This window comes from Knoellia koreensis, assembly GCF_013041615.1.
Taxonomy (GTDB): domain Bacteria; phylum Actinomycetota; class Actinomycetes; order Actinomycetales; family Dermatophilaceae; genus Pedococcus; species Pedococcus koreensis.
On sequence record NZ_JABEPQ010000005.1, the window covers coordinates 31962 to 58534 of the forward strand.

The window sequence follows — 26573 nt, forward strand, 5'->3', positions numbered from 1 at the left end:
CGGTCACCACTGGCCGGCCGGGTGGGCTCGGGCCACCGACTGCATCTCGGCGAGCAGGTGGCTGAGGGCCTCGGTGTGCATGCCGTCGCGGCCGGTCCGTCCGGCAACCGCAGCCATCCGACCGACCTCCGGCCGCTCGACGCCGCTCACCGCGAATACCTGGTCGAGCACCGCGTCGACCTCGTCGCGCGTGGTCGCCGGGTCGACCCCGACCCCCTGCTCCGCGGCCACCCGCTCGGCCTCGTGTGTGTCGAACAGCTCCGGGTAGAGCGGCCACACCTGGCGCAGCGCCGCCTCGAGCCGGCGCCTCGACTCCTCCGTGCCCTGGGCCAGGGTCAGGAACCACCGACCGGCGTAGTCGCGGTGGTAGGTCAGCTCCTTGACCCCCTTGGCGGCCACGGCGGCCAGCACCGTGTCGCGACTGTCGACCAGCCGCTCGAGCACCGCCATCCGCGCGCACGCAAACAGCAGCGCCTTGACGATCGTCACCGCGAAGTCGCCGTTGCCGGTCTCGACGAGCCGCACGTTGCGGAACTCCTGGTCCCCACGGAAGAACGCCAGCGCGTCCTCCGGCGGCACCGGTGAGCCCTCGGGGAGGGCGGGCACCAGCGACGGGTCGGCGGCGGCTGCCCGCGCCAGCAGCAGCCGCGCCTGGCCGAGCAGGTCGAGCGCGATGTTGGCCAGCGCGATGTCATCCTCGAGGTCCGGCGCGTTGCTCGTCCACTGCGCGAGCCGGTGCGAGGCGATGAGCGCGTCGTCGGCGAGCGCGAGGGAGTATGCCGCGAGCGCGCGTGCGTCGACCCCCTCAGGGATCGTCGTGTCGACACCGGCGAGCGGGTCCTCGAAGTCGGTGCCGAACGCCCAGTGCGCAGCGTCGCCCTCCAGGAGGCCGTCATAGACGGACCCGTGGGCCTCTGCCGGGTTGGGCGCGGGGTGCGTCGGCTGGTGGGCGACGTCGGTGCTGGCAGTCTTCGGAAGATTACCGACGCTGGAACGTGCAGATTCTTCCGAAGACTCGGGGTCACGGTGGAGGTCAGTCATCACATGTGGGGGACGTCGTCGGGGATCGTGTAGAAAGTCGGGTGCCGGTAGACCTTGTCGTTGCTGGGCGTGAACAGCGGGTCCTTCTCGTCGGGGCTCGACGCCGCGATGTCGGTCGACTTCACGACCCAGATGCTCACGCCCTCGTTGCGCCGCGTGTAGACGTCGCGGGCATGCAGCAGCGCCATCTGGTCGTCGGCCGCGTGCAGCGACCCGACGTGCACGTGGTTGAGCCCGCGCTTGCCGCGCACGAACACCTCGTAGAGCGGCCACTCGGCCTGAACTCCCTTGGCACCATTGGCATTCGACGTCATGCCGCACCCTCCTGGCCCTCGGCCACCGCACTGGACTTCGCGGCATACGCCATCGCCGCCTCACGCACCCACGCGCCGTCCTCCCACGCCTTGCGGCGGTGGGCGATGCGCTGGGTGTTGCACGGCCCGTTGCCCTTGACGACCTGCATGAACTCGTCCCAGTCGGGCTGGGTGAAGTCGTGCGCGCCGCGCTCCTCGTTCCAGCGCAGGTCCGGGTCGGGCAGCGTGACGCCGAGCGCCTTGGCCTGCGGCACGGTCATGTCGACGAACCGCTGGCGCAGGTCGTCGTTGGTGTTGCGCTTGATGCCCCACGCCATGGACTGGGCGGTGTTGGGCGAGTCGGCGTCGGGCGGGCCGAACATCATCAGCGCCGGCCACCAGAACCGGTTGACCGACTCCTGCACCATCGCGCGCTGCTCGTCGGTGCCGCGCATCATCGTCATCAGCAGCTCGTAGCCCTGCCGCTGGTGGAACGACTCCTCCTTGCAGATGCGGATCATCGCGCGGCCGTAGGGGCCGAAGGAGGTGCGGCACAGCGGCACCTGGTTGCAGATCGCGGCGCCGTCGACGAGCCACCCGATGGTGCCGACGTCGGCGTACGACAGGGTCGGGTAGTTGAAGATCGAGGAGTACTTCTGCCGGCCGTCGATGAGCATCTCGGTGAGCTCGTCGCGGGAGACGCCGAGGGTCTCGCAGGCGGAGTAGAGGTAGAGCCCGTGGCCCGCCTCGTCCTGCACCTTGGCGAGCAGGATCGCCTTGCGCCGCAACGACGGAGCGCGCGTCAGCCAGTTGCCCTCGGGCTGCATGCCGATGATCTCGGAGTGGGCGTGCTGCGCGACCTGCCGCACGAGGGTCTTGCGATAGCCCTCCGGCATCCAGTCGCGCGGCTCGATCCGGTCGCCGCGCTCGATCGTGGCGTCAAAGCCCTCGAGGTATGCCGCGTCGTCGCCCGTCGGGGCCGGCTGCGTGGTCGTCATCGTCACTCCCGATCGTCATCCGGGGATTTACTGACCGCTCGGTCTGTAATAGTGTGGCACGGAGCGACGCGTGCGGACAACCCCTGAAAGAGGACACGCCATGAGTTCGATGCTGGAGAGCTATGCCGCCGGGCGCTGGTTCCGGGCCGACGACGAGGGCGCGCCCCTGCGTGACGCCACCACGGGCGAGGAGGTCGCCCGCATCTCCTCGGCTGGGCTCGACGTCGCCGCGATGGTGGAATACGCCAAGACCGTCGGCGGTCCCGCGCTGCGCGACCTGACCTTCCACGAGCGGGCGGCCATGATCAAGGCGCTCGCCGCGCACCTGTCCTCCGACAAGGACGAGTTCTACGAGCTGTCGACCCGCACCGGCGCGACGAGGCGCGACTCGATGGTCGACATCGACGGCGGATTCGGCACGCTCTTCTCCGTTGCCAGCAAGGGAACTCGCGAGATGCCGGCCTCGACCGTCTACGTCGACGGTGGCCTGGAGCAGCTCGGCAAGAGCGGCCAGTTCCTCGGCGAGCACATCTACACCACGCGCCCCGGCGTCGCGGTCCAGATCAACGCCTTCAACTTCCCGGTGTGGGGCATGCTCGAGAAGCTCGCACCGGCGTTCATCGCCGGGGTGCCGAGCATCGTCAAGCCGGCCAGCCAGACGGCATACCTCACCGAGCTCGTCGTGCGGCGCATCATCGAGTCCGGCATCCTGCCCGAGGGAACCCTCCAGCTGCTGTCGGGCAGCGCGTCCGGAGTGCTCGACGCGCTGACCGTGCAGGACTCGGTGGCGTTCACCGGTTCGGCGCACACTGCGGGCATCCTGCGCAGCCACCCGAACGTCATGCACGGTGGCGTGCAGCTCGGCGTCGAGGCCGACTCGCTCAACGCGTCGGTGCTGGGCGCCGACGTCACGGTCGACGATCCCGAGTTCGACCTCTTCGTCAAGGGCGTCGTCACGGAGATGACGGTGAAGGCCGGCCAGAAGTGCACCGCGATCCGCCGTGCGATCGTGCCGAACGCCATGGTGGACACCGTGATCGAGGCGGTCAGCGACCGGCTCGCCAAGACCTCCGTGGGCAACCCCGCCAACCCCGACGTGCGGATGGGCGCCCTGGCGTCGATCGAGCAGCGCGACGAGGTGCGCAAGGCCATCGCGTCGCTCCAGGCCAGCAGCGACATCGTCTACGGCGACCCCGACTCGGCCGACCTGGTCGACGCGGACTACACCGTCGGCGCCTTCCTCTCCCCCGTGCTGCTCAAGGCCCGCAAGGGTGCAGTCGAGCCGCACGACGTCGAACCGTTCGGCCCGGTCTCGACCGTCATCGGCTACGACTCGGTCGACGAGGCGGTCGCACTCACCGGTCGGGGCAAGGGTTCCCTCGTCGCCTCGGTCGTCACGCACGACCCGGCCGTCGCCCGCGACCTGGTGCTCGGCTTGGCTCCGTGGCACGGCCGCATCCTCGTCCTCGACCGCGACGACGCTCCGGAGTCGACCGGCCACGGCTCGCCGCTGCCGATGCTCGTCCACGGCGGGCCCGGCCGCGCCGGTGGCGGCGAGGAGCTCGGCGGCGTCCGCGGCATACTCCACCACATGCAGCGCACCGCGCTGCAGGCCTCTCCCGACATGCTGACGGCGATCACCGGCCGCTGGACGCGCGGGTCGAAGCGCACCGTCGACGACGTTCATCCGTTCCGGAAGTCGTTGGCAGAGCTGAAGATCGGCGACACCATCGAGACGCCGGCACGCCGCGTGACGCGCGACGACATCGACCACTTCGCCGAGTTCACCGGCGACACCTTCTACGCCCACACCGACGAGGCGGCTGCCGAGAAGAACGAGCTCTTCGGCGGCATCGTCGCCCACGGCTACCTCGTCGTGTCCCTCGCCGCCGGCCTGTTCGTCGAGCCCAACCCTGGTCCGGTGCTGGCCAACTTCGGCGTCGACAACTTGCGCTTCCTCACGCCGGTCAAGGTCGACGACGAGATCTCGGTGGTCCTCACGGTCAAGCAGGTCACGCCGCGGCGCAGTGCCGACTACGGCGAGGTGCGCTGGGACGCCGTGGTGAGCAACCAGGACGGCGAGCCCGTCGCGACCTACGACGTGCTGACCCTGGTGGCCAAGGAGCAGCCCACCCCCTGAGGCCGGTCACAGCTTTTCCGCGTCATGCGGGAAGTTCAGGTTCGCTCGGGTTACTAGAGCGAGCGAAGGTCAGGTTTTGCGCTTGACGCAGGAAAGCTGAGGTTCCGGGGTGGCTGCGGCCCGTGGCGCGAGGCCGTCCCACGCCAGGCCGGTGAGCATCTCCACGAGCCGCTCCTCGGAGATGGTCGGCCGTTCGAGCCAGCGGTGTGTGGCCAGCTGCACCATGCCGACGAGCGCGAACGCGGCATACTCCAGGTCGTCCGACGGCTCGGCCGCCCGGACGCGCAACAGCTCGGTCACCCCCTCGGCGATCGTGCTCTCGACGCTGCTCACGACGTCACCGTCGCCACCGATCTCGTTGTGCGAGAACACGAACCGATAGAGGTCTCGCTCCTCACGGACCGTCGCGATGTAGCCGCGAATGATCGATCCGAGCACCCCACGGTCGTCGGCCGCCGACGCGGCCATGAGCTCGGCAGCCATCCGGGGCAGGAACACGTCGGTCGCGATCTGCTGCACCACGGCCGCAAACAGGTCGTCCTTGTCCTTGAAGTGCCGGTAGACCACGGGCTTGCTCACGCCGGCGACGCGGCATACGTCGTCGAGACCCAGCCGGGGACCGTCGCGGCGGATCGCCTCGATCGCCGCGTCGACGAACTCGCGGCGCCGCTCGGCGCGATGCGCCCGCCACCGCTCGGTGCGTCCGTCTTTTTTTCCGTCCCCCTTGACTGAGCCGTCCTTCATGTGAACCATGGTAGGCGTTACTGCGGTTTACAGATAACCGAGGGAGTTCTCATGACCGCCACCGCGACGCACCCGGGACTCAGCCCCGCAGCCGCCGCCCGCATGCCACGGCACGACCGCGAGACCACCGCCCGCCGGCTCCTCGCCTCGGCCGCCAAGACTTCGTACGACCCGCAGAAGGACATCGACTGGACCGAGCCGCTCGAGGAGGGCCTGTTCGGCCTGACCCCCGAGTGGTCCTCGCTCTACGGCACCCACCTGTGGGACCAGATGAGCGAGGAGCAGCGAATTCGCCTGACAGAGCTGGAGTTCTGCTCGATCTCGGGCGTCGGCATCTGGTTCGAGATGATCCTCATGCAGATGGTCATCCGCGACATCTACGACCAGGACCCGGCGACCAAGCACGTCCAGTTCGCGCTCACCGAAATCGCCGACGAGTGCCGCCACTCGGTGATGTTCGCGATGACCGCCGAGAAGTTCGGCGCACCGTCCTACCAGCCCACCGGCGCCAGCCAGGAGCTCGGCCGCCTGTTCAAGACACTCGCCAAGGGACCCGACCTCTACGCCTCGATCCTCGTCGCCGAAGAGGTCCTCGACATCTTCCAGCGCGAGGTGATCGAGGACGAGCGCGTCCAACCGCTCACCCGCGCGGTCAGCCGCATCCACGTCGTCGAGGAGGCACGCCACATGCGGTTCGCGCGCGACGAGATCGCCCGCCGCGCCGCGACGATGTCGACCCGCGAGCGCCTCCTGCAGCGCGGGGTGCTCTCGATCGTGGCCAACGTGATCATCCACAACCTCGTCCAGCCCGAGGTGTATGCCGCGTGCGGCCTCGACGTGAAGGAGGCCACGCGCGCTGCGCGCGCCAACGAGCACTACACGGCCAAGCTCACGCACGCTGCCAAGGGCCTCACGTCGTTCCTCGAGGACGTGCGCCTCATCGGCGGCCCGTCACGACGGCTGTGGACCCGTGCTCGTCTGATCTGACCCCCAGGACCGGAGGCAGGGACCGCCGAGCTCTCGACGGGGGAGCTCGGCGGTCAGGGGGCACGGCTGGTGAGGAGCGCGGCGGTGACGGCGCCACGCTCAGTGGGGCACGGCGGCATACCTCGCGGTGGTGAAGTCGGCGAGCCGCACAGCAAGGTCGGCGAGGGTCGCGCTGGCGTGGTGATCGGGGCGCCACGCGGCGACAAGGCTGAGCGTCAGCGGCTTGCCTGCGGCGAGGATGCGCAACCCGTGCAGGTCGAATCGTGGGTCGTCGGAGACGACTGAGACGCCACGACCCGCCGCTGAAAGGGCTTGCGCCACTTGGGGATTCCCGCACTCGATGTGCTCACCGGCTGCCAGGCCGGCCGCCTCCAATGCCTCGTCGAGCAGCTGTCGCGCCCGGAAACCGGTGTCGAGCAGCACGAGTGGCCGGTCGGCCAGCTCGGCCAACCGCACGTCGGAGCGCGCGCCCCACTCGTCGTCGGGACGGACATAGGCCCACAGGGGCAGGCGGGCGATCGGGTGCGAGCCCAAGTGGCGCGGCGGGGTGCGGGTGACGATCGCGAGGTCGACCGTGCGCGCGAGCAGGTCGAGGGCCTCGGTCGAGTCGGCCTCGACGACGGTCGGCTCCGGGTCGTCCGGGCCGAAGGTGGCGACGAACGGGGCGATGACGTCGGTGAGGGTCGTGCTCGGCGCGGCGATGGTGACGCTGGCGAGGTGGCCCTGGGCGAGGCTGCGCCCGACCGCTTCTGCGGCGTCGGCGCGGGCGAGGACGTCCCGGGCGACGGGGAGGAACTCGCGACCGGCGGGGGTGAGCTCGAGCCGGCGGCTGGGCTTGGTGAACAGGACGACCCCGAGGCGGCGCTCGAGCAGGTGGATCTGCCGGGAGAGGGCCGGCTGGGTCACGGCGACGACGTCGGCCGCTGCGGCGAGTGAGCCGTGGTCGGCAACGGCGACGAAGTAGCGCAGGTGGCGCAGGTCCATGCCGCCATTGTCGCCTCATTTCTTGCCTTGAAGGCAAGGTTTTGTGAATCAACCGGCACTGGACCTCATGCTTTCTCGTCCGCACCATCGAGCCATGAGCCTTTCGACGACCACCCCTGCCCCGCTGACCACTGCCGAGCTGCCCGGGCCGCTCTCGCGCGACCTCATGGCGCGCAAGCAGGCAGCCGTGGCCGACGGCGTGGGCACGACGATGCCGGTGTTCGCCGCCCGGGCACACGGTGGACTGGTCGAGGACGTCGACGGCAACGAGCTGATCGACCTCGGCTCGGGCATCGCGGTGACGACGGTGGGCGCGAGCCACCCCGCCGTCGTCGAGGCGGTGCAGCGGCAGGTCGCCGAGTTCACGCACACCTGCTTCATGGTCACGCCGTACGAGCCGTACGTGCGAGTGGCCGAGCGGCTCAACGCGCTCACCCCCGGTGACCACGACAAGCGGACCGTGCTGTTCAACTCCGGCGCCGAGGCGGTCGAGAACGCCATCAAGATCGCCCGGCACGCGACGAAGCGGTCGGCCGTGGTGGCCTTCGACCACGCCTACCACGGGCGCACCAACCTCACGATGGCGTTGACCGCCAAGGCGATGCCCTACAAGGCGGGCTTCGGGCCGTTCGCGCCGGACGTCTTCCGCGCGCCGATGTCCTACCCCTTCCGCGACGGGGCGGGAGTCGACGGACCCGCCGCGGCCCGGCGGGCGATCGACGTCATCGAGAAGCAGGTGGGAGCGGGTGACCTTGCCGCCGTGGTGATCGAGCCGATCCAGGGCGAGGGTGGCTTCATCGTGCCGGCGCCGGGATTCCTTGCGGCGCTTGCCGATTGGTGCGCCGCGAACGGAGTCGTGTTCATCGCGGACGAGGTGCAGAGCGGGATCGCGCGCACCGGCCGCATGTTCGCCGTCGACCATGAGGGCGTCGTGCCCGACCTGGTCGTGAGCGCGAAGGGCATCGCCGGCGGCCTGCCCCTGTCGGCGGTGACGGGTCGGGCCGAGCTGATGAACTCCGTGCACGTCGGCGGCCTCGGTGGCACCTACGGCGGCAACCCGATCGCCTGCGCCGCGGCCTTGGCCGTGTTCGACGTGATCGAGCAGGACGGCCTGCTCCAGCGCGCGCTCGACATCGAGCAGCTCGTGCGCGGCCGGCTCGGGGAGCTGCAGGCCGCCGATCCGCGCATCGGCGACGTCCGTGGTCGTGGGGCGATGCTGGCCATTGAGCTGGTGCAGCCCGGCACGACCGATCCCGACCCGGCGCTCACGAAGGCCGTCGCGGCATACGCCCACTCTCGTGGCGTGGTGGCGCTCACCTGTGGCACCCACGGCAACGTCCTGCGCCTCCTGCCGCCGCTCACGATCACCGATGAACAGCTGCACCGCGGCCTCGACGTGCTCGCCGACGCGCTGGCGGCGGCCCGATGAGCGTCGCGACCGTCGCCGCGACGGCCACCGTCGACGTGCTCGACCCCGCGACCGGGGAGGTGCTCGCGACGATCGCCGATGAGGGTGCCGCCGAGGCCCGCGCCGCCGTGGACGCGGCGGCTGCGACCGCGAGCGCCTGGGCGGCGACCGCACCACGCCAGCGCTCGGAGGTGCTGCACCGCACCTTCGAGCTGATGCGTCGCGACGCCGACGAGCTGGCGCGGCTCATCAGCGCGGAGAACGGCAAGTCGCTCGCCGACGCACGAGCCGAGGTGGCGTATGCCGCGGAGTTCTTCCGGTGGTACGCCGAGGAGGCTGTGCGGCCGGGTGGGTCCTACGGGGAGGCCCCGGCGGGCGGTGTCCGCACCCTCGTGACCCACCGACCGGTCGGGATCAGCGCGCTCGTGACGCCATGGAACTTCCCCGCCGCGATGGCGACGCGCAAGGTCGCCCCAGCCCTGGCGGCAGGGTGCACCGCGGTGCTGAAGCCCGCCGTCGAGACTCCGCTCACGGCATACGCGATCGCCCGTCTGCTCGCCGAGGCGGGACTGCCCGACGGCGTGCTTTCCCTTGTCACGACAACGGATCCGGCGTCAGTCGTGTCGACGTGGCTGCGCGACCCGCGCGTGCGCAAGCTGTCGTTCACCGGGTCGACGCGGGTGGGGCAGCTGCTGCTCGAGCAGGCTGCCGCCGGCGTCGTGAACTGCTCGATGGAGCTCGGCGGCAACGCGGCGTTCGTCGTCGCGGACGACGCGGATGTCGAGGCGGCGGTGGCCGGGGCGATGGTGGCGAAGTTCCGCGGCGGCGGCCAGGCGTGCACGGCGGCGAACCGGTTCTACGTGCACGAGCAGGTGACGGACGAGTTCACAGCGGCACTCGGCGCTCAGGTCGCGCGGCTGCGCGTCGGGCCGGCCAACGAGGGCAACGAGATCGGGCCGGTGATCAGCGCGGGCGCGGTCCAGACCCTGGCTGGCCTCGTCGATGATGCGCTGCGACAGGGAGCGACGGTCGCGGCGAGGGCGGACGTGACTGCCGGGAGTGGTGGTTACTGGGTGGCGCCGACGGTGCTGCGTGACGTGCCGGAGCACGCGTCGGTGATGCAAGAGGAGGTCTTCGGCCCGATCGCCCCGATCACGACGTGGCGCGACGAGGACGACCTGCTCGCCCGGGCCAACGGCACGCCGATGGGGCTCGCCGGCTACGTCTACTCACGCGACCTCGCCCGGGCGATCCGGCTCGGGGAGTCGTTGGAGGCGGGCATGGTCGGCATCAACCGCGGCATCGTCTCCGACCCGTCCGCCCCGTTCGGCGGGGTCAAGCACAGCGGGCTGGGGCGTGAGGGCGCGCGGGCCGGGCTCGAGGCCTACCTCGAACCGCGCTACCTCAGCGTCGACTGGCCCGGCTCAGTTGCCGGGAGGCGTCCGGGGCACCCCTGACCATGGGCTATGATCATCCGGTCGCGACGGGCTCCCCGTCGCGGTTGCGTGCGGGGAGACCCGCACCCGGCCAGGTAGCTCAGTTGGTACGAGCGTCCGACTGAAAATCGGAAGGTCGGCGGTTCGACCCCGCCCCTGGCCACCAGTAAACCCGCAGGTCACGACGCTTCGGCACCGCCAGCACCTCCTTGCACTCGATGCGGCTGCTAACGAATTGCTAACTCTCTCCCATCGCAGGGTAGCAAGGTCAGGTTGGGCAGCCACCGGTCCATTCGGTTGCCTGCGGGCAATTGGCCATTACACCGACAGGGAGATCGCCGACGTCGTCGGCATCGTCGCCTTGAACGTGCTCACCGGCGACCCTCGACCTGGTTCGCCGGACTCCATGCCGAAAAGACCGTAGGCCGTTGACATCGCGGCAAACAAGACGGGCATGGATCAGTACTGATCATGTGCTGTGCCCTGGTCAAACCAGGTGGCGTCCGCCCTCGCGTCTTGAGAGCGCAGCGGCCCTCAGATGATGGTGACGGTGTCGCCAAGTTCCCTGGGGGGAAGGCTGGAGGGAATACCGCTCCGGGGTATGGTGTTAACGACAACGGCATCCAGCCGAGCGAGAACGACAGGAGCAGCCCGATGGCGAGTCAGATCGAGGCACTGAACGAGACCCCGCACCACGGATACATCCACCGCAAGGACGACTACCTGCGCCGGCTGCGCCGCATCGAGGGGCAGGCGCGGGGGCTGCAGCGGATGGTCGAGGACGAGCAGTACTGCATCGACATCCTCACGCAGGTGTCGGCGATGACCAAGGCCCTGCAGTCGGTCGCACTCGGGCTGCTCGATGAGCACATGAGCCACTGCGTGGTCCGCGCAGCGGCAGCGGGTGGCACGGAGGCCGACGAGAAGATCAAGGAAGCCTCCGAGGCCATCGCCCGCCTCGTCCGATCGTGACAGATCAGCTGGACATCCCGTACGACCAGACCCATCAAAGGAAAGAGAGCACATCATGAGCACCGCCACCTTCACCGTCGTCGGCATGACCTGCGGCCACTGCGTCAGCTCCGTGACCGAGGAAGTGACCGAGGTCGCCGGCGTCACCGATGTCGATGTCGACCTCGCCAGCGGTCGACTCACCGTCACCAGCGACATCGACATCGACGAGACCGCCGTCGTCGCCGCCGTCCAGGAGGCCGGCTACCAGGTCGCCACCTGACCGCCAACGAACGCACGACACCAGAGGCAGATCCCAGTAGTCGCCCTGCCACCTAGCCGAAGGAGTCCAGAACCATGACGACCCCGCTCAAGGTCGGCGGTTTCGTCGCCACCCTGGCGGCCGTCTTCGCCCTCGCCATCGGTATCGGGCGCGTGGCTGGCCCGACCGATGCCGCTGCCCAACCCGCGCACGCGGAGAGGAGCAGCGGCAAGACGGCCGGCATGAACCACGGCGCCGACGGCATGTCGCGCGACGGCGGTGGCGCCGCGCCCACGATTGCCTCGCTCCCCGGCGGGCTGATGGTCTCCGACTCCGGGTACACCTTCGACCTTGCCGAGCCCGCCCTGTCCGCGGGTAGGAGCACCCCGGTGAGCTTCCGCGTCCTGGGCCCTGACGGCGAGCCGGTCACCGACTACACGCAGACCCACGACAAGGAGCTGCACTTCATCGCCGTCCGACGCGACCTCAGCGGGTTCCAGCACCTCCACCCCACCAAGGGAGCCAACGGCCAGTGGAGCACGACCGTGGACCTCAGCCCCGGCACCTGGCGGTTCTTCGCCGACTTCGCCCCGGCCAAGGTCGGCCGGCCGATCACGCTCGGCGTCGACGCTGCGGTCCCCGGCACCTTCACCCCCAGCCCCCTGCCGCACCCCTCGCGTGCCAGCACCGTGGGTGACTACGCGGTCACCCTCGACGGCGCGCTGGTCCCGGGCCAGTCCTCGAAGCTCACCCTGACGGTGGCCAAGGGCGGCAATCCGGTGACGGACCTGCAGCCCTACCTCGCGGCATACGGCCACCTGGTCGCCCTGCGCGCCGGGGACCTGGCCTACCTGCACGTGCACCCCGACGGCGAGCCCGGTGATGGGCGCACCAAGGCGGGGCCACAGATCACGTTCCACGCCGAGGTGCCCTCCACCGGCGACTACCGGCTGTTCCTGGACTTCAAGCACGACGGGATGGTCCACACCGCGGAGTTCACCCAGAGCGCCACCGGCACCCCGAGCGCAGGCGACGCCACGACGCCCGCCCCCTCCGTCGACTCGACGAGCCCGTCACCGAGCTCGTCGGGGCACGCCGACCACAGCCACTGACCGACACCCCAGCAGCAGGAGATGACCATGACGTCCGTGCACCACCCACAGACCACGGCCGGGCCGGCAGGCAACCAGGTCGAGCTGGTGATCGGCGGAATGACCTGCGCCTCCTGTGCCAACCGGATCGAGCGCAAGCTCAACAAGCTCGACGGCGTCACGGCCACCGTCAACTACGCCACCGAGAAGGCCCGCGTGACCTACGCGGACGGCGTGGACCCCGATGCCCTCGTCACCACCGTGGCCCAGGCCGGCTACACCGCCACACTGCCCCAACCCAAACAGGCGGACGCCGCCGAGACCGGCGACGGGCAAAACAGCACGAACGAGGCCGACCCGACCAGCTCGTTGCGCCAGCGACTCATCGTCTCAGCGGTGCTCAGCGTGCCGGTGATCGCGATGGCGATGGTGCCGGCGCTGCAGTTCACCTACTGGCAGTGGCTCTCCCTGACCCTCGCCGCCCCGGTCGTGGCGTGGGGGGCGTGGCCGTTCCACAAGGCGGCCTGGACGAACCTGCGCCACGCGACCTCCACCATGGACACCCTGATTTCCGTGGGCACCCTGGCCGCCCTCGGGTGGTCGTTGTACGCCCTGTTCTGGGGGACCGCCGGCATGCCCGGCATGCGGCACCCGTTCGAGCTGACGATCGCCCGCTCCGACGGCTCGGGCAACATCTATCTCGAGGCCGCGGCAGGGGTGACGACGTTCATCCTCGCCGGCCGCTACTTCGAGGCCCGCTCCAAGCGGCGTGCCGGCGCCGCCCTGCGCGCCCTGCTCGAGCTCGGCGCCAAGGAGGTCTCGGTCCTGCGCGACGGGCAAGAGGCACGCACCCCCGTCGACCAGCTCACGGTCGGGACGCGGTTCGTGGTGCGTCCCGGCGAGAAGATCGCCACCGACGGGGTCGTCGTCGACGGCTCGTCCGCCGTGGACAACTCGATGCTGACCGGCGAGTCCGTCCCGGTCGAGGTCGGACCCGGGGACACCGTGGTCGGCGCCACCGTCAACGCCGGCGGGCGGATCGTGGTCGAGGCCACCCGTGTCGGCTCCGACACCCAGCTCGCGCAGATGGCGCGCCTGGTCGAGGACGCCCAGAACGGTAAGGCGCAGGCCCAGCGCCTGGCCGACCGGATCTCCGGCATCTTCGTGCCGATCGTCATCGCGCTCTCACTCGCCACCCTTGGGTTCTGGCTCGGCGCCGGCGCGGGGGCCGGGGCCGCGTTCACCGCCGCCGTCGCCGTCCTGATCATCGCCTGCCCCTGCGCCCTGGGCCTGGCCACACCGACCGCGCTCATGGTCGGCACCGGCCGCGGCGCCCAGCTCGGCATCCTCATCAAGGGCCCAGAGGTCCTGGAGACCACCCGACGCGTCGACACCATCGTCCTGGACAAGACCGGCACCGTCACCACCGGTCAGATGACCCTGCTCGACGTTATCCCCGCCGAGGGAGTCGACACCGAGGAGCTGCTGCGCCTGGCCGGGGCCGTCGAGGACGCCTCCGAGCACCCGATCGCCCAGGCCATCGCCAAGGGCGCCACGGCCCGGATCGACGGCGCGTTGCCCCCGGTCGAGGACTTCCAGAACCTCGAGGGCGTCGGCGTCCAAGGCGTGGTGCTCGACGGCACCGACAGCCACGCCGTCCTCGTCGGCCGCCCCCGCCTGCTGGCCGACTGGTCGCAGGCGCTGCCTCCCGAGCTCGAATCGGCCATGACGGCTGCTGCCGACCAGGGGCAGACCGCCGTGGCCGTCGGCTGGGACGGCCGCGCCCGCGGCGTGCTCGTAGTCGCCGACGCTGTCAAGCCCACCTCGGCCCAGGCGATCAAGCAGCTCCGCGCCCTCGGCCTGACCCCGGTGCTGCTCACAGGCGACAACGCCACCGTCGCCAACGCTGTCGCCACCCAGGTTGGCATCGACCCCGGCCCCGAGACCGTGATCGCCGAGGTCCTTCCGGCCGACAAGGTCGACGTGATCAAGCGGCTACAGGAGGCCGGCCGGTCCGTGGCCATGGTCGGCGACGGCGTCAACGACGCCGCCGCCCTCGCGCAGTCCGACCTCGGCCTGGCCATGGGCACCGGCACCGACGTCGCCATCGAAGCCTCCGACCTCACCCTGGTCCGGGGCGAGCTGCGGGCCGCGGCCGACGCGATCCGGCTGTCCCGGCGCACCCTCGGCACCATCAAGGGCAACCTGTTTTGGGCGTTCGCCTACAACGTCGCCGCGCTGCCGTTGGCTGCGGCGGGGCTGCTCAACCCCATGCTCGCCGGCGCGGCGATGGCGTTCAGTTCGGTGTTCGTGGTCTCCAATAGCCTGCGGCTCAAGCGGTTCCGGACCTTGAACGACTGACAGAGTGACATCGGGTCCACTGGGTAGGCAACCCTCACGGGAGGTGTGATGTACCAAGGCGTCCTGGTCATGCTGGCCACCGCGGTGAGCGCGGTCGCCGTGGTGTGGCTCGTGCACCGGTGGGTCGCGGGACCGGCGCTGCAGGTGCTGCCCTTCCAATCCGGCTTGCTGCCGCAGGAGCACGCACTGTCGCGCTACCACGTGCGCTGGTACCTCGCCACGCTGCTGTTCCTCGCCTTCGACGTGGAGATGCTTTTCATGTACCCGTGGGCCGTCGTCGTCGCCGACCTCGGCGCGTCCGCGGTGCTCGAGATGTTCCTGTTCCTCGGTGCACTGCTCGTGGCCGTCGTCTGGGCGTGGCGCGAAGGTGCGCTGCGGTGGGTGTGAACCAACTCCTGGCCCGGTATGCCGCGCGGCGGGCTCACGTGCTCGTCGTCGAGGTGCCGGGCTGCTGGACCCTGCGGGTCGCCGCGGAGCGTGGTGTCACCGACCGCGGATGGCAGGTGACGGGCACGCCCGCTGATGCGGACGCACTGTTGGTGTGCGGGTCACCGGGGGCGGACCTGATCGAGTTGGTGGACCGGGTGTGGGACCAGCTGCCCGGGCCGCGCGTCCGCATCGAACTCGAGGACATCGCAAACCTGGACGAGGCGCTCGAGTCGGCGGCCGCACAGTTGGCCGACATCGACCGGCACCGGAACGACGCACTCACCCGCCAGACATCGCCCGATCCCACAGGTGGCCACGAGACGGACGAGCACCGAGCTGATGAAGGCATGGACCACCACGCCCGTCATGAAGGCATGGACCACCACGCCCGTCATGAAGGCATGGACCACGCGGACACAAGTCACGCCGGTCACGCCGGTCACGCCGGTATGCACCACGCGGGGATGGACCACTCCGGGCAAGAGATCATGGACCGCGGCGAGCACTCGTCCCCGGACCACTCGGCTCCCCAAGCCATGGACCGGTCCGGTCACGAGGTCATGGACCGCTCGGGTCACCAGGCCATGAGCCACGGCTCCGACGAGGGGATGGATCACACCAGTCACGAAGGCATGGACCACTCCGGGCACGGTGGCATGGAGATGGCACCACACGGCATACCGCTGGCTGGGCGCGGCGAGGACCGCGACGGTCTGGAGATGGACGTGCTGCACCTGGCGCTGGGGCCGGTGCTTCGGTACTGGCCGGCGGGGCTGGTGCTCACGGTCGCCTTGCAGGGTGACCTGGTCGTCGACGCCACGGTCGAGCTGCTGGAACAGACCCGCGGCTGCGATGACGGGGACGACGACCTGTCGGCGGCGACGGCGGCGCGGCTGGTCGACCACGCCGCAGACGTGTTGGCGCTCTCGGGTTGGGCGGACGGGGCGTCGCGGGCGGCCCGGGTGCGTGACCTGCTGCTCGACGGGCGATCGGAGGAGGCCGAACTGGCGCTCCGGCGGCTGCATCGTCGGGTGGCGCGGTCCTGGCTGCTGCGCTGGTCGCTGCGCGGCGCCGGACGCCTGGACCGCCAGGTGCTCGACCGCCACGACCTGCCCGCGTGGCTGGAAGGCGACGCGTACGACCGGTTGCTGGCAATTCTCGATGGCACCCTGCTGGAGTCATTGCAGGACCGCGACGGGCACGGTGCCGCGCAGCCAGCAGGTGCGGCAACGGCCATGGTCCGGGCGCTTCCGCGCCTGGTTTCCGGTCTGGACCTTGCGGAGGTACGGCTGCTGGTGGCCAGCCTGGCCCTCGACACCGCTGCCGTCCCGGCGGAGGCTCGGCATGGGTGAGCCGATGGTGAGCGGCGTGACAACGGTGGCCGCCGGGTGGGCCGTCTTCGCGGCAGTGCTGTTGGGTCTGCTTGCGTTGTTCGCGGCGGCCCTCGACGGCGTGGCCACGGCTCGCGCCGAGCGGAGCGTTGCCGCCGGGGGCGGGGGCCGGCCCGGGGGCGGGAGGCGCGGTCTCGCGGTGCCGCTGCTGGAGGCGGCGCGGCTGCTGCGGCAGTGCCGTCGGGTGCCGGTGGCCAGCGACGTCCTGCTGTGGCGGGTCGGTGTCGCTGGCCTGCCGGTGCTGGCGCTGCTGATGGTGGCGGTGGTGCCGCTGGGTCGGTGGACCCTGTTCGACCTGCCGGTCGGAGTGGTGTGGTTCAACGCCATGGACGTCGCCGTCTGGGCTGCGGTCTGGCTGGCCGGGTGGGGCCCGAACTCGGCGCATTCGCTGGTCGGCGGGTACCGGTTCCTCGCCTACGGGTTGGCGTACGAGCTGCCGCTGATGTTCGCGCTCGTCGCTCCTGCGGTGGCGGCGAAGAGCCTGCGGGTGGGTGACATCGCCGCGGCGCAGGACGGGCTGTGGTTCGCGGTCTGGATGCCGGTGGCGTTCCTCATCTACTGCATGGGGGCGCTGGCGTTCTCGGTGTGGGGGCCCTTCTCGCCGGCCCTGGGCGCCGACGTCGCCGGCGGGGTGAGCGCGGAGCTGTCCGGCGCCGACCGGCTGCTGCTCCTGGCTGGACGGTATGCGCTGCTCGCGGCCGGGGCGGCGTTCGCGGTGCCGCTGTTCCTCGGCGGCGGCGCCGGGCCGCTGCTGCCGGCATGGGCGTGGAGCCTGCTCAAGACGGTGGTGCTGCTGGCGGTGCTGGTGCTGCTGCGCCGCCGGTTGCCGGCGGTTCGGCCGGACCGGTTCATGGAGGTCGGGTGGCTGATCCTCCTGCCGGCGGCGCTGCTGCAGGACCTCGTTATCGCCCTTGTCGCAATTGGGAGGCAGTGATGGTCCTCGACGTGGGGTTCTGGGTGGTCGCCGTCGTCGCGGTCGCCTCGGGTGCGGCGGTGTTCATCGTCGACTCGATGGCCCGCGCCACCTACGCGTTGGCCCTGTCGTTCATCGCCGTCGGGGTGGCGGTGCTGATGCTGCGCCAGGACTACGTCGGCGTCATCACCATCCTGATGATGGTCATGGAGATGGCCGTGATGGCGGTCTACATGGTCATGTTCATGGGGATGAACCCGGCGCTGATGCCGATGAGCATGGTCCACGACAACCGCCGCGCAGTGGGCGCCGCCGTCGCGACGTTCGTGGTGCTCGGCGCCGGCGCCCTGCTGATCCCGTGGCCGACCCGGCGTGGCGCGCCACCGGCCGACCCGACCCGGGCACTAGGTGAGGCACTGATGGGACCGCACATGCTGGCCATGGTCGTCATCAGCCCGGTCATGGTCGCCACCATCGTGGCCGGGGTGGTACTCGCAGCGCACCGCACCCGCTACGACCGGTTCGGTGACGACCTGCGCCGGCGCCCGGCCCGCGACCCGCGACGCGGAGGGGTGGGCCGATGACCCTGCAGACCGTCCTCCTGATGGCCGCGGCGCTCTTCAGCGTCGGGCTCTACGGCGCGATCTCCCAGCAGGTCGTCGTCATGGTGATGATGGGCCTCGAGCTCATGGTCAACGGCGTCATCCTCGCCGCCGCAGGCTTCTGGTGGTTCCTGGCCCCCAACCCAGACGGGCAGGTGCTGCTCATGGTGATCATCGCGGCGATGACGGTCGAGATGGCCATGGGGTTCGCCGTGGCCACACTGCTGCACCGTGAGCACGGCACCGACATGACCGACATGGCGGGTGACCTGTCGCAATGAACACCCTTGCCACAACTGCCTTCTCGACCGCCTTGTCGACCCCCGCATCGACCGCGGGAGCGCCGGCCGCCGCCGCTTTGTTGGTGCTCGTGCTGCTGCCCGCCGTCGTCGGTGCCACCCTGGCCTGGACCCGTCCAGGCCGCCGGTCGGCCAACACCGCATCCTTGGCCACCGCCGCCATTGCACTCGGGCTGTCGGTGTGGGCCGCCGTTGCCCGGCCGGCCGTGTCCGTGCCGTTCATGGCCGACGCCGACTTCGGGATGCGGGTCGACGGCCTGGCCGCCCTCGTGGCGCCGGTGGTCAGCGCGGTGACCCTGCTGGTGCTCATCTTCGCGGTCGGTGACATCAAGGAGTCACAGGGCCGCTTCCACGGGCTGATGCTGCTGTTCGCCTCTTCGGTGTCGCTGACCGTGACCGCCACGACGCTGCCCATTCTGCTCATGGCGTGGGAGGTGATGGGCGCAACCTCCTACGCCCTCATCGGGTTCCGATGGCAAGAGCAGCACCGGATGTCGGCCGGCCTAACCGCGTTCCTCACCACCCGGGCCGGTGACCTGGGCCTGTACCTGGCCGCGGGCGCCGCCCTCGCCGGTGGCTCAGGCCTGGCGCTTTCCGACCTCTCCGCAGCCGACGACCCGTGGCGTCAGGTCGCCGCCGCCGGCATCGTCGTGGCCGCGCTCGGCAAGGCCGCGCAGCTGCCGTTCTCATTCTGGCTGTCGCGGGCGATGGCGGGACCGAGCGCGGTGAGCGCGCTGCTGCACTCCGCGGCGATGGTCGCGATGGGCGGATACCTCCTGCTGCGGGTGCAGCCGCTACTGGCCACCACCCCGGGCGTCGCCACCGCCACCGCGTGGCTGGGTGTCGCCAGTGCGGTGGTCCTCGGCGTCGTCGCGCTCGCCCAGACCGACCTCAAGCAACTGCTTGCCGCGTCCACCGCCGCCCAGCTCGGGTTCGTGGTCCTCGCCGCGGGGGTCGGTGCGGTCGCGGGCGGCGCCGCGCACCTCGTCGCGCACGCGGCCACCAAGGCGTTGCTGTTCCTCGCCGCCGGGGCGTGGCTGACCGCGCTGGGCACCAAGCGGCTCGAGGCGTTGGCGGGTGTCGCCGGCCGGTGGCCGGTGGTCGGCTGGTCGGCGACGCTCGGCGCGGTGGCCCTGGCCGGCATACCCCCACTGTCTTTGTGGGCCACCAAGGACGCGGTCCTCGCCGCGGCTGCCGAGCACTCGGTGTGGCTGTATGCCGCGGGGCTCGCTGCGTCAGTGATCTCCGGCGGCTACGCCGGCCGCATCGTCGTGGTGATCTGGCGGGGTGAGCGCGGCGCGGACCCCGCCGGCTCGGCCGCGCATCTTGACGAGGAGGAGCCCGGCACGCGGGTGGTCGGCTGGTGGCAGCAGGCACCCACGCTCGTCCTTGCCGTCGGAGCGGTTGGCCTCGGCGTCCTCGCCCTGCCCCCGCTCGCCGCGCGCCTAGCCAGTGACCTCGGTCAGCCCGACGAGCAGGTGTCCGCGGCAGGCCTGGTCGTCGGCGGCGCCCTCTCCCTGGCCGCATTGCTGGCCGTGATGCGCTGGCCGGTGCCACGACCCGGCTGGGCGCTGGACTGGCTGGGCCTCGAGCGGGCCGCGCACGCCACTCTCGTACAACCGACGATGCGACTCGCCGCCGTGCTCGCGCGGTTCGACGACGCGGTGTTCGACCGGGCCGTCGAGCGAATCGCCCACGCCACCATGGCCGCTGGCGCGTGGTCCGCGCGGTTCGACCTGCGACGGGTGGACGCCGCGGTCGAGGCGGTCGCGGCGCGCACCCGAGCGCTCGGACGGGTCGCGCGACGCCCCCAGACCGGGCAGCTGCACCAGTACTACCTGCAGTCCGTCGCCGTCCTGGCCGTCGGTCTCGTCCTCCTGCTGACGGTGAGGTGACCGTGCTCTCCCTGATCGTGTTCCTGCCTCTGGCCGCAGCCGTGGTCCTGCTCACGCTGCCACGCCTGAGCGACGCCGCCGCGCGGTGGGCCTGGGTGGTCGCCGCCAGCGTCGACCTGGCGCTGGTGCTGGTCGCGTGGGCCCGCTACAACGCGCCCGCGCCCGGTCAGCTCGCGCTGGAGGAGCAGACCCGCTGGATCCCCGGGGTGGACAGCCGCTACCACCTCGGCGTCGACGGGCTGTCACTGCCGCTGGTCGTGATGACCGCCGTGCTGTTCCTCGCCTGCGCCGTCTACGCGCTACGCGAGCGGAACCGGCCGCGGCTGCAGGCGGTGCTGTTCCTGTTCCTGCAGTCGGTCAGCCTGGGCCTGTTCACCTCGGCCGACCTCATCCTGTTCTTCGTCTTCTTCGACCTGTCCATCGTCGGCATGTACTTCGTCATCGCCGGCTGGGGCCACGGCGACGCGGCCCGCTCGGCGCTGAAGTTCTTCCTCTACACCTTCCTCGGCTCCCTCGCCCTGCTCGCCGGGTTCATCGGCCTGTACGTCGGCGCCGACCCGCACACCTTCGACATACTCCAGCTCACCGCCCACCCGCCCTTGGCCGACCACCCCGTCACCGGCGCCCTCGTGCTGGGCGCCATCCTGCTCGGACTCGCGGTCAAGACCCCCACGGTGCCGTTCCACACCTGGCTGCCACCGGCGCACACCGACGCCCCCGCGATCGGATCGGCCATCCTGGCCGGGGTGCTGCTGAAGATGGGCACCTACGGGTTCGTCCGGATCGGGATGCCACTGCTGCCCGACGCCTGGCGCGCCTGGGCCTGGGTGATCGTGGCCGTCGGCGTCGTGTCCGTTCTCTACGGCGCGCTGGTGGCGCTCGCCCAGGACAACCTCAAGCGGATGATCGCCTACACCTCCGTCAACCACATGGGCTACATCGTCCTGGCCGTCGGCGTCGCGGGCGTGATTGCCCCCGACACCGCCCAAGCCCGCTCGGTCGCAGTCACCGGCGCGGTCACCCAGATGGTCAGCCACGGCCTGGTCACCGGCGCCCTGTTCCTGCTCGCCGGGGTGATGCAGGACCGCGCCGGCACCTACGACATGCGCAACTACGGCGGGCTCGCCGCCCCCGCGCCACGGATGGCCTGGCTGTTCGCGGTCGGCGCGTTCGCCTCGCTCGGCCTGCCCGCCCTGTCCGGGTTCATCGCCGAGTTCCAGGTCTTCACCGGCAGCATCGCCGCCGCCCCCGTCACCGCCGTCGCGCTGCTCGGGATCCTCATCACCGCAGCACTGTTCCTCCGCGCGCTGCAGCGGATCTTCACCGGGGACACCATCGGTGCGTCACGCGGGTTCACCGACCTGCACCCGTCCGAAACCTGGTCGGTCGGCCTACTGCTGGTGCTGTCGCTGGTGATCGGGCTGCTGCCGCGCACCCTGCTCTACCTGATCGAACCCGCCGGCCGCGCCGCCATCACCCTGGTCGGGAGGTGACCGGTGGGCTCGATGGCGATGCGCCCACTGCTCCTGCTGCCCGAGATGCTGCTGTTCGCAGCCGGGCTCGCGGTCCTGCTCGGCGGCTCGTTCCTGCCCCGACAACGCCAATGGGTCAGCCGGGTGGTCGCCGGGGCGGCCCTGGTGGTCAGCATCGCGATCTCCGCCGTCGCGCTGGCCGGTCCCGCCTCGGCCGCGTTCGAGGGCGCCTACGCCGTCGACACCGGCACCGGCGTCGCCCGCATCGTCGCCGCATTCGGCACCCTGCTCATCCTGCTGCTCGCCGGCGACGAGCTGACCGGGTCGCCGCGCGAGAGCGACACCTACGCGCTGCTGCTGTTCTCCACGACCGGCACCATCATCCTGGCCGGCGCCCAGGACCTCATCGTCCTGGCCGCCGCGTTCCTGCTGGCCAGCATCCCGCTCTACGGGCTGGTCGGGATGGCCCGCGGGCCACGCGCTGCCGAGGCGGCCATGAAGACCTACCTCATGGGCGCCCTGTTCGGGATCGTCCTGCTGCTCGGCGTGACGATCCTGTACGCCGTGGCCGCCAGCTCGCGTTACGCCGACCTCCCCGCTGGGCTGGGTGCGGTGGCGCCGGCCGCGGTCGCGGCCGGGCTGCTCGCGGTGCTGGCCGGGCTGCTGTTCGAGGCCGGCGGTGTGCCGGCACACTTCTGGGTGCCCGACGCCACCGAGGGCGCCAGCTCGACCGTCGCGACGTTCCTGACCACGATCCCCAAGATCGGGGCGCTCATCGCCGCCTACCGGCTAGTAACGGTCATGCCCGACACGCTCGCATGGCCGCTGCTCGTCGCGGTCCTCGCGACGGCCAGCATGACGCTGGGCAACCTCGCCGCCTACGGCCAGCGCGACCCGAGGCGGCTGCTCGGCTGGTCCACGGTCAGCCAGGTCGGGTACCTGCTCGTCCCGGTTGCGGTCGCGGGTCGCTCCGAGCTGGCCCTGCCGTCCCTGTTCTTCTACCTCGCGGCCTACACGGTCACCAACATCGCGGCCTTCGCCGTCGCCGGTGCGCTGCCCGACCGACGCGACCTCGCGGCATACGCCGGCCTGTCCCGCCACGCCCCATGGCTCACCGCGGCCCTCGTCGTGTCCCTGCTCGGACTGACAGGCACGCCGCCCACCGGCGTGTTCGTCGGCAAGCTCACCACCGCCACCGCCGCCTGGGACGGCGGCATGGCCTGGCTCGCGGTCGTCGTTCTGCTCAACAGCGTGGCCAGCCTCTTCTACTACCTATCCTGGATCGCGCCAGCCTTCCGGGTCGCCAACCGACACGACGTCGGCGGACGGTCGTCGTCCTTGGCACTGCCATGGTCGACCTGGACTGCAGTGAGCGCCGCCGCCTTGAGCCTCGCCGTCGGCATCGCGGGCGGCCTGCTGTGGCACGTCATTGACGGAGCCCTGGGCGTGGCACCCTGACAAGACAGGTGCACTTTCGGCGAACGTGGACGTTGCGTCCAGTTCGGTGCACCCAATCCCTTCCGCCAGGCCCCTCCAGCGACAATTGGCCCTTGGCGGCACCCACACGGTGACCATCCCACGCTCGACAACCTCCGGGTCCAACGACATGACGCAGGCCCGGCGACCGCGGGCCAACCGGCAAGGGGCGCCGGGTGGTCCCATGACTGGCAACCCAGGTGGTCCCATGAAGCTGGCAGATAACCGCTCACCGCGGTCCTATGCTCATGCTAGGCGACAGCCCGCATCGGGGGTGCAGCCCTTGAACCGCCCATGCGGGTCGCCCAGAGGTGTCATCTCTCGCAGCGCGAGGTGGGACGGCCCGTGGACATGCTGTTGAGCGTTCGGTCTTGTATAGCCCGACCACGACGCGCGCTTGGTTCACCATCCTGACTGGTCCGCCTGTCCTGTGCGGGCACAGGGTCGAGGGAAGCTGCGGCGCTCATGGCTGTCCTGTTGGCGTCGATGAGGTTGTCTGCGGCCACCGTGAGGCAGGAGCGGACGTGGTCGGGCAGGGGGACGGCTCTGTTGGTCAGGAGGTCGCGTGGCGTGACCCGGGCCGCGAGGGGGCTGTCATCGATGGTTTGGGGGTCGCGTGGGTCGTGCCACCGCGTGGCGATTGCCAGCCTGTTGACGGCTTGCGCGGCTCCGGTCAGTTCTGGGTTGGTGGTGGCGTCATGGGTGGCGTGGGCCAGGTCGAGGTTGGTGGCCAGCACCCTTTGAGAGAGTCGGCCGATCCGACTCAAGTCGGTCCTTTGGGCGATGACTGAGGCGTGGGCGATGGTTGTGCCGTCCCGGAGAAGCTCGTGCAGCGCGGCCCGGGTCTCGAGGGCTGCGCTGGCGAGGTCGGGGTCGACGCGGCGTGAGGTCGGCGGCGTGAGGTCCTTCCAGAGGCCGGCCATGGTCTCCCAGCGTTCCTGACTCATTTCCAGAGCGGGGGAGAGACGGGTCGTGTACTGCTGCCGGTCGAGCTGTCCGGAGTCTGCGGCGACGCGCGTCAGGGTGTTGACCGCGGTGAGAACCAAGGATTGGGTCCGGGCGGTGAGCATGAGATCGGCGGTGTCGACCCTGACGGCCAGGGTCCGGTGGGCCTGGACGTCCCAGGTAGCCAGGGCCTGTGCGAGCCGTCCGGTGGCGGCTGGCTCGCGGTGTTCCCCCGCCAGCGCGCGGGGGTAGGTGCATGCGAGGACGGCGCCGGCCTGCTGCTCGAACGCGGTAAGCCGCGCGTGTGCAGCGCGGGCGTGCCGAAGTGAGTCCCCGGTGGTCAGCCCGCGTCGGCTGGCCATCTTCATCTCCAGCTCGCGCACCCGCTGCCTGACGGCGACGGCAACCCCGTGGGAGCCGATGTAGAGGGTGTGCATGATCCGGGTCCTGGCTGCCTGCAGGTCGCGCCGTTCGGGGTCGCTGAGCGGGGGCCGAGGGGTGGCGTGCCCGCTGATCAGGTCGGCTGCGCGGGTGAAGCTCTCGGCGATGCGCAGGAGGCGCTCGTCTGGAGGCCCGTCGCCTGGCCAGGCCCGGCCGCGTCCGGTGCGATGCATGGCTTCGCTCATCGCCTGAAGCTGTTGGATCGCGAGGTCTGCGGAGTCGGGGAGATGCTCCCCGGTGCCCGGCTGGATCGGGGTCACCGGCGGCAGGGCCTGCCAGAGTTCGCTGGCGGCCTGGACGACCTCGCCCCAGGTGCGCAGCATCGGAGCCGCGTCCATCTCGTCGACGTCCATCAGGATCGCTCTGGCGGTGTGGTCGGACTCGAGGAGGAGTTCGCCGACGCTGCGCTTGTCCCTGCCGGTCACGGCGCGTGCTCGTTGAGCAGGTCGCAGATCGTGGCGATCAGCTGCGAGGTTCCGGGCGGGAAGTCCTCAATGGGGTGTAGTCGGGTGAGCTCCTCGGCGGCGCGCAGCAGCTTGAGCGGGTCGGTCTCAACGGGTGCGAGCTCATCGACGTCGTGGCTCACAGGCAGCAGCTCGAGTGCCTGGGAGGTGGCCAGGTTCAGACCGAGCCCCAGGAAGCGCAGGGCCGGGCTGGGGTCGGTCGCGGCCTGGTCGCAGGCCATGTCCAAGGCGCGCGCCAGCAATCGGGCGACGGTGGTCAGGCTGTCGGCGGCGTCCAGGTCGGTCCGGCGGGGGTCGGTGCTCATCATGGCGGTCTCCTTGTTCGTGAGAGGTGTGCAACCCAATCCACTCAGATCCCGGTGCGGCGCGTGAGGCCCGCTCCTGAGCCTGGGGATGACGTCGCCGGGGTGTCGTAGGTGGGGATGACACTGCTCTCGTAGGCCTTATGGCCACCGGTGCCGCTCTGGAGGTCAGCACCGGCCGCAATCGAGATGTTCGCACTAGTGCACATCGACTCGAGAAGGAGGTAACGGTGGTGCTGACGACGATGAGGAAGGTGCTCGCGTACGGGCCGGCAGTCGTGGTCAGCACGGTGCTGACATTCACTGTGGGCGCGGTGCTACCCGCGACGTTGGGGCTGGCGATGTTCGTGGGTGGTCTGGCCACCCTGGTGGCGCTGCTGCTCGGGGCGGACGAGGCGCTGGCGGTCCGGTTGCTGTTCCGTGCCCGTGAGCTCAACGCGGCCGAGGCTGCGGTGCTGGCACCCGCCGTGGCGTTGCTGTGCCAGCACGGAGTCCCCATGGGTGCGCTTCGACTGCAAGTGCAGGACGGCGCGGTGCCGATCGCGGCAGGCGGAGCGGGCCGCAGGACCGTCGTGGTCTCGGCCGGCTTGGTGGCCGCGGTCCGGGACCGGCAGCTGCTCGTCGACCAGGCGGCTGCGGTGCTCGGCCACGGTGCGCTCTCGCGTGCCGGACTGTCCGACTTCCACACGATGACCGCCCGCAACCGTGTGATTGCCGCCTATGACGGCACGCTGCGGATCAGCCAGGACGGCACCACCTGGCGGACCGCCAGCATCGACCCCGCCCCGCGGGACCTCGCGCTGTCCCCCGACGCCGCCACTCTGGTCGCCACCACCGAGAAGGGCCCGCTGGTCAGCACCGACCTGGCCCTTTCCTGGCAGCCGATGGCCGGGGCGCCGCTGCTGCTGCTCGCCGCCTGGGCCGACGCCACCACCCTGGTCGGGGCCACGCCCACCGGGCAGGTCACGCTCAGCCGCGACCGGGGCCGCAGCTGGACCAACGTCGGCAAGGCGGTCGGACAACCGCAGGCGCTGAGCGCGACCGCGACCGGTAAGAAGCTCGAGGTGCTTGTGGTCACTGACCGCGCGATCCTGGCTTCCACCGGCGGGGGGTTCGGAACTCCCGCCTGACGCCGAACACCACCGGTCCATGGGCTCTTGGTGACCGAGGCCGTGCCGCGGGCGGGGCCTCTGGCAGGCGTCAGGTGCGGGGTTGACCTTGGACCCGACTCCAGGGTTTAGCGTTGCG

24 protein-coding genes and 1 tRNA gene are annotated in these 26573 nt (G+C 70.7%); 18 read left to right on the forward strand and 7 right to left on the reverse strand.

The window, feature by feature from the left end:
• Positions 1–3 precede the first annotated feature (3 nt).
• From paaC to paaA, 3 genes are read right to left on the reverse strand one after another with little or no spacing between them, the layout of a single operon-like run.
• Positions 4–1041: a 1,2-phenylacetyl-CoA epoxidase subunit PaaC gene (gene paaC / locus HJG52_RS17545; protein ID WP_171244936.1), complete on the reverse strand. Its 1038-nt coding sequence runs from the start codon at positions 1039–1041 to the stop codon at positions 4–6.
• Complete coding sequence (gene paaB / locus HJG52_RS17550) at positions 1041–1355, reverse strand: 1,2-phenylacetyl-CoA epoxidase subunit PaaB (protein ID WP_171244937.1); 315 nt, start codon at positions 1353–1355, stop codon at positions 1041–1043. The genes paaC and paaB overlap by 1 nt, the downstream gene beginning before the upstream one ends.
• A complete protein-coding gene (paaA, locus tag HJG52_RS17555; RefSeq protein ID WP_171244938.1) occupies positions 1352–2332 on the reverse strand; it encodes a 1,2-phenylacetyl-CoA epoxidase subunit PaaA in 981 nt (326 codons plus the stop codon). Before paaA ends, paaB begins: the two co-directional genes overlap by 4 nt.
• Positions 2333–2432: 100 nt before the next feature.
• On the opposite strand from paaA, the gene paaZ reads away from it, so the two are divergent.
• Entirely contained in the window at positions 2433–4472 is a 2040-nt protein-coding gene (gene paaZ / locus HJG52_RS17560; protein WP_171244939.1) for a phenylacetic acid degradation bifunctional protein PaaZ, read from the forward strand.
• A gap of 69 nt (positions 4473–4541) precedes the next feature.
• Here the strand turns inward: paaZ and HJG52_RS17565 are convergent, their stop codons facing one another.
• Positions 4542–5216, reverse strand: coding sequence for a TetR/AcrR family transcriptional regulator (locus HJG52_RS17565; RefSeq protein WP_171244940.1), 675 nt, complete (start codon positions 5214–5216; stop codon positions 4542–4544).
• 51 nt (positions 5217–5267) lie between these two features.
• On the opposite strand from HJG52_RS17565, the gene HJG52_RS17570 reads away from it, so the two are divergent.
• Entirely contained in the window at positions 5268–6203 is a 936-nt protein-coding gene (locus HJG52_RS17570; protein ID WP_171244941.1) for an AurF N-oxygenase family protein, read from the forward strand.
• A gap of 99 nt (positions 6204–6302) precedes the next feature.
• Here the strand turns inward: HJG52_RS17570 and HJG52_RS17575 are convergent, their stop codons facing one another.
• Positions 6303–7187 carry a LysR family transcriptional regulator gene (locus tag HJG52_RS17575; protein WP_171244942.1) on the reverse strand — a complete coding sequence of 295 codons (885 nt, stop codon included), beginning with the start codon at positions 7185–7187 and terminating at the stop codon, positions 6303–6305.
• Positions 7188–7281: 94 nt separating this feature from the next.
• On the opposite strand from HJG52_RS17575, the gene gabT reads away from it, so the two are divergent.
• The 15 genes from gabT to HJG52_RS17650 all read left to right on the forward strand — a co-directional run bounded on the left by gabT (position 7282) and on the right by HJG52_RS17650 (position 23155).
• Entirely contained in the window at positions 7282–8616 is a 1335-nt protein-coding gene (gabT, locus tag HJG52_RS17580; protein WP_171244943.1) for a 4-aminobutyrate--2-oxoglutarate transaminase, read from the forward strand.
• Positions 8613–10052 carry an NAD-dependent succinate-semialdehyde dehydrogenase gene (locus HJG52_RS17585; protein WP_171244944.1) on the forward strand — a complete coding sequence of 480 codons (1440 nt, stop codon included), beginning with the start codon at positions 8613–8615 and terminating at the stop codon, positions 10050–10052. The genes gabT and HJG52_RS17585 overlap by 4 nt, the downstream gene beginning before the upstream one ends.
• A 68-nt stretch (positions 10053–10120) precedes the next feature.
• Positions 10121–10197 (forward strand) — tRNA-Phe (locus HJG52_RS17590).
• A 488-nt stretch (positions 10198–10685) separates the two neighbouring features.
• Positions 10686–11003 (forward strand): metal-sensitive transcriptional regulator, encoded by a 318-nt coding sequence (locus HJG52_RS17595; protein ID WP_171244945.1) that lies wholly within the window; start codon positions 10686–10688, stop codon positions 11001–11003.
• Between the two features lie 55 nt (positions 11004–11058).
• Entirely contained in the window at positions 11059–11265 is a 207-nt protein-coding gene (locus tag HJG52_RS17600) for a heavy-metal-associated domain-containing protein (protein ID WP_171244946.1), read from the forward strand.
• 74 nt (positions 11266–11339) lie between these two features.
• Positions 11340–12356 (forward strand): hypothetical protein, encoded by a 1017-nt coding sequence (locus HJG52_RS17605; RefSeq protein WP_171244947.1) that lies wholly within the window; start codon positions 11340–11342, stop codon positions 12354–12356.
• Between the two features lie 27 nt (positions 12357–12383).
• Complete coding sequence (locus HJG52_RS17610) at positions 12384–14696, forward strand: heavy metal translocating P-type ATPase (protein ID WP_171244948.1); 2313 nt, start codon at positions 12384–12386, stop codon at positions 14694–14696.
• Positions 14697–14765: 69 nt separating this feature from the next.
• Positions 14766–15083 carry an NADH-quinone oxidoreductase subunit A gene (locus HJG52_RS17615; RefSeq protein WP_171244949.1) on the forward strand — a complete coding sequence of 106 codons (318 nt, stop codon included), beginning with the start codon at positions 14766–14768 and terminating at the stop codon, positions 15081–15083.
• Entirely contained in the window at positions 15074–16477 is a 1404-nt protein-coding gene (locus HJG52_RS20445; protein ID WP_206071076.1) for a hypothetical protein, read from the forward strand. The genes HJG52_RS17615 and HJG52_RS20445 overlap by 10 nt, the downstream gene beginning before the upstream one ends.
• Positions 16470–17450 (forward strand): NADH-quinone oxidoreductase subunit H, encoded by a 981-nt coding sequence (locus HJG52_RS17625; protein ID WP_171244950.1) that lies wholly within the window; start codon positions 16470–16472, stop codon positions 17448–17450. The genes HJG52_RS20445 and HJG52_RS17625 overlap by 8 nt, the downstream gene beginning before the upstream one ends.
• Positions 17450–18013 carry an NADH-quinone oxidoreductase subunit J gene (locus HJG52_RS17630; RefSeq protein WP_171244951.1) on the forward strand — a complete coding sequence of 188 codons (564 nt, stop codon included), beginning with the start codon at positions 17450–17452 and terminating at the stop codon, positions 18011–18013. The genes HJG52_RS17625 and HJG52_RS17630 overlap by 1 nt, the downstream gene beginning before the upstream one ends.
• Positions 18010–18312 carry an NADH-quinone oxidoreductase subunit NuoK gene (locus HJG52_RS17635; RefSeq protein ID WP_171244952.1) on the forward strand — a complete coding sequence of 101 codons (303 nt, stop codon included), beginning with the start codon at positions 18010–18012 and terminating at the stop codon, positions 18310–18312. Before HJG52_RS17630 ends, HJG52_RS17635 begins: the two co-directional genes overlap by 4 nt.
• On the forward strand, positions 18309–20225 hold the full coding sequence (locus HJG52_RS17640) for an NADH-quinone oxidoreductase subunit 5 family protein (protein WP_171244953.1): 1917 nt from the start codon (positions 18309–18311) through the stop codon (positions 20223–20225). The genes HJG52_RS17635 and HJG52_RS17640 overlap by 4 nt, the downstream gene beginning before the upstream one ends.
• A 2-nt stretch (positions 20226–20227) precedes the next feature.
• Entirely contained in the window at positions 20228–21718 is a 1491-nt protein-coding gene (locus HJG52_RS17645; protein ID WP_171244954.1) for an NADH-quinone oxidoreductase subunit M, read from the forward strand.
• A gap of 18 nt (positions 21719–21736) precedes the next feature.
• Positions 21737–23155, forward strand: a complete 1419-nt coding sequence (locus tag HJG52_RS17650) for an NADH-quinone oxidoreductase subunit N (RefSeq protein ID WP_171244955.1) — start codon at positions 21737–21739, stop codon at positions 23153–23155.
• A 332-nt stretch (positions 23156–23487) separates the two neighbouring features.
• Here HJG52_RS17650 and HJG52_RS17655 read toward each other — a convergent pair whose 3' ends face one another.
• Positions 23488–24984 (reverse strand): hypothetical protein, encoded by a 1497-nt coding sequence (locus HJG52_RS17655; protein ID WP_171244956.1) that lies wholly within the window; start codon positions 24982–24984, stop codon positions 23488–23490.
• Complete coding sequence (locus HJG52_RS17660) at positions 24981–25331, reverse strand: hypothetical protein (protein WP_171244957.1); 351 nt, start codon at positions 25329–25331, stop codon at positions 24981–24983. Before HJG52_RS17660 ends, HJG52_RS17655 begins: the two co-directional genes overlap by 4 nt.
• A 224-nt stretch (positions 25332–25555) precedes the next feature.
• Between HJG52_RS17660 and HJG52_RS17665 the strand changes: the two genes are divergently transcribed.
• Entirely contained in the window at positions 25556–26455 is a 900-nt protein-coding gene (locus HJG52_RS17665) for a beta propeller repeat protein (protein WP_171244912.1), read from the forward strand.
• Positions 26456–26573 lie beyond the last annotated feature (118 nt).